The organism is Streptomyces parvus (genome assembly GCF_014648875.1).
In the GTDB taxonomy this organism is placed as follows: domain Bacteria; phylum Actinomycetota; class Actinomycetes; order Streptomycetales; family Streptomycetaceae; genus Streptomyces; species Streptomyces parvus.
The window spans coordinates 217,324-228,546 of sequence record NZ_BMRY01000007.1; the positions used below are offsets into that span (position 1 = coordinate 217,324).

Below are 11,223 nucleotides of genomic sequence, written 5' to 3' on the forward strand. Positions count from 1 at the left end.
TCCGGCCCACCCGCAACGTCTGAACCGAAAGGACACCGACCGTCGTGACGACCAGCCCGCCCCAGGTGAACGGCCACCGCCGCCGCATCCCCGTGATCACGGAGTGGCAGACGCTTCTGGCGCCTGCCGAGGAGCCGGCCGTCGCCACCGTCCCCGAGCCCCAGCCCGAGTCGGCTGAACCTGCTGTCGATCTCGTTGCCGAGGCCAAGGCTGACGCGATCCGCACCAAGGCCTACGCCGACGCCGAGGAGCAGCGCGCCCGGGCAGAAGCAGAGGCTGAGGCCCTGCGCATCAAGGCCGAGGGTGACGCCAAGGCTGCCGAGATCAAGGCTGCTGAGGAAGCCCGGAAGCTGAAGATCGCCAACGACAAAGCGCAGGCGCGGGCCATCGAAGAGCAGGCCGCACGGGACGCTCGAATCGCCAAGTCCAACCGCGAGCGTGCCGAAGCCGAGCGCGGTCAGCAGGAAGACGAGCGCGCCCACCAGGAGCAGAAGCAGAACGAGGCAGCTGCCGAAGCTGACGTCGCCAAGGCCACGAAGACGTGGCGCAGGTACGCGATCTTCTTCTACGCCGTGTGTGCGGTCGTCGCCCTGCCGGTGCAGATCGCCGCGTTCTGGGACCGCGACGCATGGTGGTTGGTGATCGCCCCGCTCATGCTCGAAGGGGCTGCGCTCGTCGTCACCAAGGGCGCTGCCGCAGCTGTCGCTGCGAACCGGCCGCACTGGCACTACCGCACTGTCTCCTGGCTGTTTGCGTTCATCGCCGCCGGGATCAACCTCAAGCACGGGTTGGACGCGTTCGACCCTGCCACCGCCTTCGGCACCGCGTTCGCATCCCTCGCCGGCCCCGGGGTCTGGGACCTCCACGAGCACGGGCGCATCCGGCGACGTGACGGTGTGCTCACCCGGCGGGAGCGGCGCGCGGCGAAGAAGACGGCGAAGCGGGCGGCCGAAGAGAAGGCCGCAGCGGAGCTGTTCGAGGCCGAGCGTCAGGCTCACCTGGAGAACGCCGCGCGTGACACCGCCGACAAGCTGGACGCGGACCGCAAGCAGATGTTCCCCCGCGTCCACGCGCACGCCCTGAAGCTCGCCGCAGACCTCGGCGAAACGGCCATCACTCCGGCGATTTGGAAGCAGGCGAAGCTCGACGTCGACGGCGCTCCGCCGGGAGAGTCCGACGAGATTCTCCGCATGCGAAACAGGGCGGCCGAGAAGGTCGAAGCGGCCCGCCTCAACAAGCCCGTCAGCACCCTCGGTGACAAGGCATCGTCGCAGCGTGCATCGCAAATCCCGGCGGGCAAGACGCCCCGCGTCTACAACCCCCCTGCGCGCCCCGGCCGGCGCCGCCCCGGCGACACCCCGAAGTACGTCCAGGCCGCCCGCAAGCAGGCCTCCATCGCCGCCAAGAACGCCTCGACCGAGGAGCAGAAGTGAGCATCGAGACCACCCCCGCCAGCTCGCCCGACCCGGAGTTCGAACGGCTCGTCGCCGGCCTCTCCGACACGGCCGACAGCCCGCTCCTCCAGAAGACCGCCGACACCGTCAACCGCCCAGACCTCCTCGGCGACACCCCTCTCACCCCGGAGTGGGTGCGAACCTCCGCCGGGTGGCGCACCCGGGCCGCCGTCGGGAAGGTCAACTCCACCCGGGCGTTCCGCCGGTGGGTGCGCCGGCAGTCCACCGAGCACGGGCACACCGCCCAGCTGTTCCGGGGCGTGCGGCGCACGTTCCTGTGGATTCAGGGCACCGAAGGTGTCCAGGTCGCCACCGCCCGGCGCGAAGTCCAGCAGGCCCAGGCCGACTACAAGACGGCGAAGTGGGGGCACGACAAGCGGCTCATCCCCGGCAAGGAGAAGGAGAAGCGGCGCGTCGCCATGGAGAAGGCGTTCGCCGGATCCGTCACCGCCATGGGCAAGTACAAGACGGCCCAGAAGGACGCCCGAACCAAGCGCGGAGTGCGCGGCGCACTCGCCGCCGCCGCGATCGTGGTCCCCGAGGGGGCTGGGATCTACCTGATCGGCGGCACCGGCGGTGTCATTGCCACCGGATCCGCCCTCCTCGCCTTCGCGTTGATCGGACGGCGCACCATGGGCGGCGAGGTCTACAACGACCGCGACGCGAAGATCGGGAACGGCGACCGCATGACCGACGACATGATCGACCGGGCATTCCGCGACGCCGGCATCATCCGCGGCGACCAGGCCGTCATCTTCCGCTCCCCGGTCATCCAGGACGGGAAGGCTTGGCTTGCCCACATCGAGGTCACCGGCGGCGTCGAAGTCGCCGGCGTCCAGAAGAAGACCGGGCCCCTCGCATCCGCGCTTGGCATCCCCCGGCACCAGATGGACATCCGCCACGAAGGCCGCGAGGACCACCTCAGCCTGTGGGTGTCCATGACCGACCCGTTTGGCCGGACCATCACCAACCCGCTCATCGGGACCACCGACAAGGTGAACGCCTGGCGCGACGGGCTCCCGTTGGGCTTCGACAAGCGGGGCAGCATCATCCTCGCCACCATCTCCGACTACTCGCTGCTCGTTGGCGGCACCACCCGTTCCGGGAAGGGCATGGCCGTCGCGAACATTCTCGTCGGCGCCATGCTCGACCCCCGCATCCGTGTCCGCCTCTTCGACGGCAAAGGCACCGGCGAGTACGTCGGGATCGCCCCCGCCCTCGACACGTTCGTCCGCCGCAACCCCGAACGGCTCCGCGACTTCCTCAAGGTTCTCGTTGCCGAACTGGAGCGTCGCACGGAGATCCTCGTCGACCTGGGGGTGTCCAAGGCCACCGAGGAACTCCTGGAGGAGCTCGGCGGCATCGAGCTGCTCATCGTCGACGAGCTCGCCACCTACACCGTCAAGGGCGGCCTCAACGGCCAGTACGCCGAAGAGATCGTCGAACTCCTCGCCCAGACCGCCGCGGTCGGTGCCGCAGTCGGCATCATCCTCGTCCTCGCCACCCAGCACCCCAAGGTCGACGTCATCCCGTCCCGGCTCCGCGGCAACTGCAACGGCCGGTGGTCGATGCGCGTCGAGTCCGCGACCGCGTCCAACACCATCCTCGGCGACGGTGTCGCCGGCGACGGGTACGACGCCAGCGACATCGAGAACAGCAAGTCGACCCGGGGTCGCGGCTGGCTCACCACCCCCGACACCGGGTTCATCGAAGCCCGCAGCCTGTTCGTCGACGTCGAAGGCGGCGACCTCCGCAAGGCCGCCAAGGCGGGCATGGCGCTGCGTCAGGCCATAGGCCGGCTGCCCCTGCACTGCCCGGACCCGATCGAAGACCAGCTCAAGGCCGACACCGGCATCAGCATGGTCGCCGGCGGGCCCACCGGAAAAGGCACCGCGGTCCAGGCCGAGGAGGAGCCGACGATCCTCGACCACATCGTCAAAGCCGTCACCGCCACCGGCCGCGGCGAAGCGACCCGCGGCGAGGTCTTTGCCTACCTGGCCACGGTCGACGAGCGGTACGAGCGGGGTGACTCGGAGAGTGACGCCCAGTACGGGTCGCGGGCCGGGAAGCTTCTGTCCGCCGACCTGGACGCCGACGAGGTCGAGCTGAAGGCCGTGAAGGTGTCGACGGCGGACGGCGGGGAGGGGCGCGGGTTCAAGCTCGCCGCCCTCCATGCCGCCCTATAGATCACATTTGTACCCTGTCCCGACCCTGCCCGGACTCGCGTCACCGCAGGTCAACGAACCGAGCACCCTGCCCCGACCCTGCCCCGTCCGGGCAGGGTCACCCAGGACCGGAACCGCACCCAGCCCGACCAGGCAGGGGCCGGGCAGGGTCGCCACCTGCGGAAACATGACCGCCGGGCACGGTCCAGGCAGGGTCCAGCACCCCCGTACTCACTTCGAAGGAGCCCTCTCATGCAGCTGCCCGAGCAGCCCGTCGCCGGGCAGCCCGACCCCACCGACCGTGCCGAAGTCCGCAAGCTCGCCCACGCCGTCGAGACCGTCCTCCTGGAGGAGATGGCCACCTACCACCGGGACGACACGGAGCTCCCCGCGGTCGGCGACACACCGCCCGTACCGCAGCCGGGTCAGCCTCCGATGTCGCAGTGGGCGATCGACGTCAGCGGAGTCCTCAAGGCCGTGTCCGTCGCCTCGCTGCCCATCGGTGGGGCCCTGTGGATCGTCGGCCAGGTCGAGCCGCTCACCCTCGGCATCATCCTCGGCTCGCCGGCCGTCGCAGCCCTCGCCGTGGCCCGGCTCGTCGCGAAGGTCAAGGACGCCAACCAGGCCGCCCAGCCCGTCGTGCAGAACTACTACGGCAACGTCCACCACGACACCCGCACCGTCACCAGCACCACCCGCGGCGTCATCGCCAACACCCGGAACCACAACTGAGAGGACCATCTGCATGCCCCGCTTCGCCTACCTGATCCAGAGCGCCGACAACGGCCGCCGCATGAGCTCCGGCGTCATCACCGCCGGACCAGACCCCGACACCGCCGACCTGGCCGCCCACCTCGTCGAAGACAACCGCGCCGGGCACTCCTACTACACCGGACCGCGAACCTGCTGGATCTGGCCTCACGACGGACGGCAGAGCCTCACCCGCCTGGAGACCGCACCGGACGTAGCTGAGCGCTTCGACCTCTGACGGCTGTCACGCCTCCGCAGTTGCCTCACCGGTTCACCGCACAACAAGGCCCCGGACCTCTTGGTCCGGGGCCTTGCGTGTTGCGCGGGCGATCCATGCTCCACCGAGCCGGTCCGTGGGCGGCAGGGTCACCTCGACGTCCAGCAGCCGGCGCAGCTCATCCAACGCCTGCTGGCATTCCTGCTGGGTGCGGCCGTGGACCGTGAACCTCGCCATGGGGGCATTCTGCCGGGGGAGTGGGGGTGGCGGGCGGGAACGGTTAAGGCCGCCACTCCGAAAGGTAGTCCGGGTGGTCGGCGTAGACGGCGGCGAGGGCCTTGATCGACCAGTAGTGCGCGGCGGCAAGGGCGTCGACCTCGGCGACGTTCATGAGGCTTCCTCGGATCCGCCGGGTGTCGACCATGAGCCCGCTGCTGGCCTGTCGGGCTGCTTGGCGCCGCCCTCGTGGACGTACCAGCGGAGGAATTGGCGGAGCACCTTCGACATGTCGGCCTCGGGATCGGGGCTGGCTTCGACTGCGTCGCCGAAGCGTTTCCACAGGTCAGTGGGTGCGCGGAACTTCCGGTAGTTCGACGGAGCCTTTGCTGGCGTCACGGGTCCTCCTTGTGGGTTGCTTTGTGGCCACAGTAATGGTCCCACAGGTGTTGCTATGTGGCCACAGTGCGTACTACGCTGTGGCCACAAGAACGAACGAGGGGGACCCGTGAACATCAGTCGCCGTATCGCCCGCATCCACACCGCCGCCCGCCACACCGCGAAGGCCCTCCGCTACCGGTGCCTCTCCGGCCTCATCGCCGTCGCCGTCGACGCCGGCACCCTCATCCGGGTCAGCACCTACCTCACCGGCCTTGGCCTCGACGACGAGTTCATCGACCGCTACGGATCTCCCTTCGGTAAGCACGTGGTGAAGGCGCACCGGGCGGACGGGCGCGGCGAGCCGGTGCGCGTGTGGATCTGCAACGCCCGCGGCCGCTACGTGCACGTCTTTGCATACCGGCCCGGTGACCAGGCATTGCATGCCGCAGTCGCTAGCTACGCCCGCACCCGTCACCTAGTCCAGTCCGACCTTGCGGAGGCCGCCTAAACCAACTTCATTCCCTTTGGCCACCCCAGGAGTGGATGGACGATGCACGACGAACTACGCGAACTTGTAGACAACTGGACCCCGAAGGCGATCACTATGGCCAACGGGTCCGAACGGCTCGTAACCCAGCAGGTCATCCGGCGCTTCGCCGAGAAGATAGAAATCTCGACCGACGGCTGCTGGCGATGGACTGCCAGCCTCGGCCCGGCTGGCTACGGATTCTTCAAGGTCCAGCGGATCTCACTCGGGGCTCACCGCTTTGCCTACCTAGCGTTGCAAGGTCCGATCGCCGAGGGCCTGCACCTCGACCACCAATGCCACACGCGAGCAATCGCAGCGAGCCAGTGTGCCGGCGGGGGGACGTGTTTGCACCGACGGTGCGTCAACCCGATGCACTTGAAGCCCGTGACTCCCCGCGAGAACACCCTCACGAGTCTTTCGTGGGCGGCTGAACATGCCGTCAGGACCGAGTGCGTCAACGGTCACCGCCTGGAAGGGCCCGACCTCTACGAGCGGCGTGGGGGTGGCAGGGCCTGTTACGTCTGCCATCGCGAATCTGATCGACGCTTGAGACTGGCAAAGGCCGAGCAGGAAGGTCGCGTTCTGCGCCCGCCGCCAGCCGATCGAACTCACTGCCCGCAAGGGCACGCCTACGACGAGGCAAACACCAAGTACAGCCGCGGGCAGCGAACCTGCCGAGCCTGTAGCGCCGAGAGCTCCCGCAGATACAACGCCCGCAAGAAGGCCGAGCGTATGGCTTCCCGCACGCAGGTCGACCCAATGCCTCCTGCGCCCCCTGCCCTGTCTCCGGAAGGACCTCGATGATTCACACCGCCCCCGCGCTCACCGCCGAGCAGCTCGCGGACCTCCTCCTCACCCCCGGCATCAACGAGGCCGCGGTCAACGCCGAGATGGCCGCCGAGCTCGGCGCCCGCCCCGCCCGCCGGCTGCTGGCCGCCGCGCACGGCATCGCCGCCAACCGGCTGTGGGGCGACCCCGCATGACCATCCCAAGCCGGAGGACTCCGATGACCCCGCACCCGCTGCTTGCCACCATCCCGGCCGACCGCCTGGGCGACGTCCTCGACACAGTCCCTGTCGGCGCCGGCCTCATCACCGTGACTGCGATCCCGGCCGGCCAGTGGGGTTCGCGGGCGGTCATCGCCTGGCGGCCGGCTGACGGCACGGCCCGGGTCGTTGCGGCGACGAGCCTGATGCACGCCGTTGATGTGCCGGGCGCGGTCGCCGAGTTCACCGCGACGCTCCGGAAAGTGCTCGCTCTCGAAACGTTCAGAAAGGGCACCCGATGACCGACACCCCGATGACCTCGGACGCTGCTCTGGCCCGTCTCCGCCAGTACGGGGAGCGCACCTCGACCTGGTCGACGGCCACGTACAACGACGGCACGGAGAGGGCCCTGCACCAGATCGCCGTCACGCTCGCCGGGGAGGTGGCCGATCTCCGGGCCCGTGTCGCTGAACTGGGGTCGGCGTTGGCCGATGCCACCGAGCCCGACGTGGACGGCGCAGGCCGGACGTACCAGGAGTACCAGCCGCCCGCCACGCGCGACCTTCGCTCGGGCGCCGCAGCGGCCCGCAGGATGCTTCGTCGCCGCGGCGCCTGCTTCACCTGCGGTGACGTGCCCGACGAGTGGTGCCCGGACTGCGCCTGCTGCAAAGCCGGCTGCGACGGCGGGCGCACCAACAACCCCTGCACCCACCCCAACGCCCCCTGGAACACGGAGGCCAGCCAGTGACCCCGCCGCCTGCCCCGGCCCCGTTGCCGCCGTGGGAGGAAACCCTGGACGAGATCAAAGCCTGGGACCGGCACTGGTTCGACCAGGACTATGACAACGACAACGAGGAATGACATGAACGAGTACCCGTACCTGCCCGCCGAGTGCCGCAACAACCGCTGCGACCACGAACCCAACCGCTGCGTCCGCTACCGGTCCCGCCGTTGCCTCTCCGGCGAATGCACCCACGCCCGGCAAGACCTGATCTGCGCCGTGAACTACCCGACCGGCGGCGACCAGCAGTGACCGCACCCAACCCGATGGGCTGCCACTGGTGCGGCATCGACCAGCGGGAACACATGCAGCAGTGGAAGCCGCCAACTGGCTGGCACACCTGGACCCAGCCCACCCAGGACCAGATCAAGAACCGGATGCGCGCCCGGCGGGCAGCCCGCACGGAACGCATCCGGCACTCCGGGCCCGACACCCGGTTCTGCGTCCTCTGCCTGTCAGGGGAACACCAGCGCATCGACAACGAGGAGTAGACCGATGACCACCAGGAAGTCCCGGAACCCGTGGCGGGTCATCATCACCGGGCCGGACGCGAACGCCACCTCCGACCACACCAGCGAGGCCGAGACCTACGCCCTCGTGTGCGTCGCGCTCAGCGACCAGCCCTCGCCGCCAGACCACAGCGAGTGCATCGGACCCCACCTCGCCCCGGACGGCGAGCACATCGACTGCGACGGGAACCTCCTCTGAAAGTGCCATCCGGCCAGCCAACAACACTCACACACTGCACCCCACCCGAAGGAGACTGACCATGACCGAAAGCGCCCGCCCCAGCGATGTGCACGACGCGACCGAGCACATTGTGCGAGAGATGACCGAAGCCCAGCTGAAGCAGGCAGGAATTCAGGCGGACTACTGGCACGGAGGTCCGACGTACTACCGCGACGGGCGGGAACTCAACCCGTGCGAGAAAGTGCTGCTCCCGGCCGTCGCCCCCGACACTGCTCCGGTCGATCAGCAGACGGAGAGCACCTGATGACCGGCACGTCTACGCACCGCACCTGCTGTAAGACCGGTACTTGCTTTACCTGTGAGTTCTGGGAGGAGAAGGTTCGCTGGGCTGCGAACGGGGACGAGGCGCCCGCCCTAGGCCGGGACGCCGCCGCCCCGGTGGCCAGAGTCAACGGCTGGCACTACATCATCAAGCCCATGGACCGAACCAGTCCGCCTTCAACTCTGGGGTTCGGGGGAGCCCTGTGGACGTTCCGGCTCCACGACGGGCGCACCATCACATCGAACGACGTCATGTGCCAGGGCGAGATCCCCGCGCACTTCCGCAGCCGGCTCCCCGACAACGCGATCACCGCCCCGCCGAAACCATCATCAACGAAGGCCCCGTTCGGGAGATTCGAGGGACTGCTGTGACGTGCCCGCTCCTCGCCGCCGCCACCATCATTCGTCGCAAGGAGGACCGGCCATGACTCCCGACCCTGTACCCATGGGCCCCGTCCACACAGCTCCTCGCGGCTTCGTCTCCGGGCCGGACCAACACCAGCAGATGCTCGCCGTACTCGCCGACGCCAGCGTCGACCTCGGCGACTACGACCACCGCATCGTGGACTGACTCACAGAGTCCCCCGGCCAGGACTGGTCCACCGTCGCCACCATCGCATCCTGGATCCAGCGAGCCGCCAACCGCACGTCCTAACCGCCCCTGGGCCGCTGTGTACGGCACGGCGGCCCACAACCCGAAGGAGAACACCGTGGAACCGCAGGAGCGCGCCGACCTGAAGGCGTCCTACTTCTACCCGAACGGGGTGCACAGAATGGCCTGCCCCTCCGACGAAGACGGCGTACCCACATGTATGGGGGACACCGGCTACTGCGGGTACAGCCCGGAGCTGGACACGCAAGTCTGCGTAAACCTCGACACCGCCGAGGAGCAGGGCTGATGACCGACCACGGATACGCCGGGATCAGCCTCGCCGGGCGCTGGGAGTGCGGTACCTGCGGCGCATCCGGAGACGGCTGGTGGGACGAGGACGACGGACTGCGTCTCGACGAGGACCACGAGTGCGAGGAGCCCCCGCGATGATCCAGCCCGGACAGACCCGCGACGGGGCCGCCGAGCCGTACTGCACCGGCGACCGGTGCGCCGACTGCGAACCACCGGACCCTGACCACATCCACGGCGAGGACGACTGCTGCGAGGCCACCTGTGGATGCTGCCCCCGCGTCGAAGCCCACGGCCACTGCTTCCTCTACCCCGGCAGCGAAGAGGACTCCCACTACTGCGACCAGCACGGCGAAGGCACCCTAAACGACCGCCACCCCGAAGCCGAACGCCGCTACCAGATCCTCCGCAACGCCTAGCCATCCCCCACCCTGGGCCCGTCCTGAACCAGCAGGCGGGCCCGAGGCGCGCCGAGACCACCATTGGCCCAGGGTTGTCATCCCGCCAGCGCACAATTGGCCTACAAGCCACTTGCTTCCCGCACCCACCACGAGGAGCCGCTGTGCACGACAACTATGACGACGACAGCTACTCGTGGCCCACATGCGCCGCAGGACCCGAAACTGGGGCGCGCAGCCACAAGCTCTGGGCCGCAGAAGTAGGGCGACTCGTTTGTCGCCCCTGCGAGGACCAGACGGCCAAGCGTCTCGCCGAACTCGGGCCGCTGTTCCGCCTGCTCAACGAAACCGCCACCCTGATGCGCGGTGCCCGCCGGCCCGGCGGTGCCACGTCTGGTTCCCGTACCCCGCCGATACCCCCGCGCCTCGAAGTGTTGGCTCTCACCGCGAACGGGGGAGTCGCCACCCGGTTGCAGGCCATCGAGGACTCGTGGCGGCAAGCCCTCGGCTGGGAGACGTCGCCGACGGTGGAGGGGCGGACGACGTTCCCTGTCACCCGGGACGCCGCCGGGCGCACCCAGGTTGGGCGGCCGGTGAAGGGCGACCGGGTCTACCCGCACTGGCGCACCCAAACCGCCAGCAGTGCCGTCCCCGGGCACCTCACGTTCCTGGCCAACAACCTGCCGTGGGCGGTGTCGAGCTACGAGTCGGTCGGTCAGGACATCGACGACCTCCGCCGCCTCCACGCCGAATGCGTTGCTGTGGCCGCCAACGAACACCGGCCCGGACGCGTTCAGATCGGTCGATGCCCCACCCGGGGCGACGACGGCAACCTGTGCCGGGCTGACCTCACCGCCACCGCCAGCAGCCACCGCGTCCACTGCGGGGCCTGCGGGGCACGGTGGGAAACGCTGGGGGAGTGGAAGCAGCTGCGGGAACAGCAAGACGCCGTACTGCGGGAAGACGCGGGGGTCGCGGCATGAACAAGCAGGACCGGCTTGAACACCTCAACCAGATCTTCTATGTCGACCTCGGGCTCTGCGGATGCGGCGACCCCGAAGGCGCCTACGACCTCGTCCGAGACCTGCTCCAACTCTGCCCCCTCTACGAAGAGCAGCGCTGGGAGAAAGCCCAGGAGCTCACCGGAGGCGGCCCCGCCCACCACATCGTCATGTCCACACTCGATACCGCAGGCCTCATCGAGCACGGCTCCACCATCAACGGATCCTGGCTCGCAGAGAAAGGAACCTGGTTCCTCAATGCGGCGAAGGGCGTCCCCTTCTCAAGGTTCGACGATGCCGGGCTACCCCACGACAGCGGCGAAACCTGCACCGACCAGTGCTGGCAGGCACCCCCAGAACTGCCAGCGCAAAGCAAGGCCAGAGCATGAAAGCTCGGTAGAATTGGGGCAGTTGAGACCCCGGCGAGGTGGCT

22 protein-coding genes are annotated in these 11,223 nt (G+C 68.8%); 19 read left to right on the forward strand and 3 right to left on the reverse strand.

What is annotated here, in order from left to right:
* Positions 1–44 precede the first annotated feature (44 nt).
* From IE140_RS22515 to IE140_RS22530, 4 genes are all read left to right on the forward strand, one after another.
* The gene (locus tag IE140_RS22515; protein ID WP_150196491.1) at positions 45–1,433 is read left to right on the forward strand and encodes a hypothetical protein; all 1,389 of its coding nucleotides are present in this window, start codon (positions 45–47) and stop codon (positions 1,431–1,433) included.
* Positions 1,430–3,640: an FtsK/SpoIIIE domain-containing protein gene (locus IE140_RS22520; protein WP_150196490.1), complete on the forward strand. Its 2,211-nt coding sequence runs from the start codon at positions 1,430–1,432 to the stop codon at positions 3,638–3,640. Before IE140_RS22515 ends, IE140_RS22520 begins: the two co-directional genes overlap by 4 nt.
* 231 nt (positions 3,641–3,871) lie before the next feature.
* A complete protein-coding gene (locus IE140_RS22525) occupies positions 3,872–4,351 on the forward strand; it encodes a hypothetical protein (RefSeq protein WP_150196489.1) in 480 nt (159 codons plus the stop codon).
* A gap of 13 nt (positions 4,352–4,364) precedes the next feature.
* Complete coding sequence (locus IE140_RS22530; RefSeq protein ID WP_150196488.1) at positions 4,365–4,607, forward strand: hypothetical protein; 243 nt, start codon at positions 4,365–4,367, stop codon at positions 4,605–4,607.
* Between the two features lie 33 nt (positions 4,608–4,640).
* Here the strand turns inward: IE140_RS22530 and IE140_RS22535 are convergent, their stop codons facing one another.
* The 3 genes from IE140_RS22535 to IE140_RS22540 are packed head-to-tail and all read right to left on the reverse strand — an operon-like array spanning position 4,641 to position 5,201.
* A complete protein-coding gene (locus tag IE140_RS22535) occupies positions 4,641–4,823 on the reverse strand; it encodes a hypothetical protein (protein ID WP_150196487.1) in 183 nt (60 codons plus the stop codon).
* Between the two features lie 43 nt (positions 4,824–4,866).
* Positions 4,867–4,977, reverse strand: a complete 111-nt coding sequence (locus IE140_RS36790; RefSeq protein ID WP_229826872.1) for a DUF6221 family protein — start codon at positions 4,975–4,977, stop codon at positions 4,867–4,869.
* Complete coding sequence (locus IE140_RS22540; protein ID WP_150193320.1) at positions 4,974–5,201, reverse strand: hypothetical protein; 228 nt, start codon at positions 5,199–5,201, stop codon at positions 4,974–4,976. The genes IE140_RS36790 and IE140_RS22540 overlap by 4 nt, the downstream gene beginning before the upstream one ends.
* Before the next feature lie 109 nt (positions 5,202–5,310).
* On the opposite strand from IE140_RS22540, the gene IE140_RS22545 reads away from it, so the two are divergent.
* The 15 genes from IE140_RS22545 to IE140_RS22615 all read left to right on the forward strand — a co-directional run bounded on the left by IE140_RS22545 (position 5,311) and on the right by IE140_RS22615 (position 11,179).
* The gene (locus tag IE140_RS22545) at positions 5,311–5,691 is read left to right on the forward strand and encodes a hypothetical protein (protein ID WP_150193319.1); all 381 of its coding nucleotides are present in this window, start codon (positions 5,311–5,313) and stop codon (positions 5,689–5,691) included.
* 821 nt (positions 5,692–6,512) lie between these two features.
* On the forward strand, positions 6,513–6,695 hold the full coding sequence (locus tag IE140_RS22550; protein ID WP_150193318.1) for a hypothetical protein: 183 nt from the start codon (positions 6,513–6,515) through the stop codon (positions 6,693–6,695).
* A gap of 23 nt (positions 6,696–6,718) precedes the next feature.
* On the forward strand, positions 6,719–7,000 hold the full coding sequence (locus IE140_RS22555) for a hypothetical protein (RefSeq protein ID WP_150193317.1): 282 nt from the start codon (positions 6,719–6,721) through the stop codon (positions 6,998–7,000).
* Positions 6,997–7,446, forward strand: coding sequence for a hypothetical protein (locus IE140_RS22560; RefSeq protein WP_150193316.1), 450 nt, complete (start codon positions 6,997–6,999; stop codon positions 7,444–7,446). The genes IE140_RS22555 and IE140_RS22560 overlap by 4 nt, the downstream gene beginning before the upstream one ends.
* Positions 7,447–7,560: 114 nt before the next feature.
* Entirely contained in the window at positions 7,561–7,731 is a 171-nt protein-coding gene (locus IE140_RS22565; RefSeq protein WP_167372611.1) for a hypothetical protein, read from the forward strand.
* Positions 7,728–7,970 carry a hypothetical protein gene (locus IE140_RS22570; RefSeq protein WP_150193315.1) on the forward strand — a complete coding sequence of 81 codons (243 nt, stop codon included), beginning with the start codon at positions 7,728–7,730 and terminating at the stop codon, positions 7,968–7,970. Before IE140_RS22565 ends, IE140_RS22570 begins: the two co-directional genes overlap by 4 nt.
* 4 nt (positions 7,971–7,974) lie before the next feature.
* Positions 7,975–8,187 (forward strand): hypothetical protein, encoded by a 213-nt coding sequence (locus IE140_RS22575; RefSeq protein WP_150193314.1) that lies wholly within the window; start codon positions 7,975–7,977, stop codon positions 8,185–8,187.
* A gap of 61 nt (positions 8,188–8,248) precedes the next feature.
* On the forward strand, positions 8,249–8,473 hold the full coding sequence (locus tag IE140_RS22580; protein ID WP_150193313.1) for a hypothetical protein: 225 nt from the start codon (positions 8,249–8,251) through the stop codon (positions 8,471–8,473).
* A 173-nt stretch (positions 8,474–8,646) separates the two neighbouring features.
* Positions 8,647–8,862, forward strand: a complete 216-nt coding sequence (locus tag IE140_RS22585) for a hypothetical protein (RefSeq protein ID WP_150193312.1) — start codon at positions 8,647–8,649, stop codon at positions 8,860–8,862.
* A gap of 52 nt (positions 8,863–8,914) precedes the next feature.
* A complete protein-coding gene (locus IE140_RS22590) occupies positions 8,915–9,061 on the forward strand; it encodes a hypothetical protein (protein WP_167533433.1) in 147 nt (48 codons plus the stop codon).
* Positions 9,062–9,200: 139 nt separating this feature from the next.
* Positions 9,201–9,389, forward strand: coding sequence for a hypothetical protein (locus IE140_RS22595; protein ID WP_150193311.1), 189 nt, complete (start codon positions 9,201–9,203; stop codon positions 9,387–9,389).
* On the forward strand, positions 9,389–9,532 hold the full coding sequence (locus IE140_RS22600; protein ID WP_167533432.1) for a hypothetical protein: 144 nt from the start codon (positions 9,389–9,391) through the stop codon (positions 9,530–9,532). The genes IE140_RS22595 and IE140_RS22600 overlap by 1 nt, the downstream gene beginning before the upstream one ends.
* Positions 9,529–9,810, forward strand: coding sequence for a hypothetical protein (locus tag IE140_RS22605; RefSeq protein ID WP_150193310.1), 282 nt, complete (start codon positions 9,529–9,531; stop codon positions 9,808–9,810). Before IE140_RS22600 ends, IE140_RS22605 begins: the two co-directional genes overlap by 4 nt.
* 143 nt (positions 9,811–9,953) lie before the next feature.
* Entirely contained in the window at positions 9,954–10,772 is an 819-nt protein-coding gene (locus tag IE140_RS22610; RefSeq protein ID WP_150193309.1) for a hypothetical protein, read from the forward strand.
* Positions 10,769–11,179: a hypothetical protein gene (locus IE140_RS22615; RefSeq protein WP_150193308.1), complete on the forward strand. Its 411-nt coding sequence runs from the start codon at positions 10,769–10,771 to the stop codon at positions 11,177–11,179. Before IE140_RS22610 ends, IE140_RS22615 begins: the two co-directional genes overlap by 4 nt.
* Positions 11,180–11,223 lie beyond the last annotated feature (44 nt).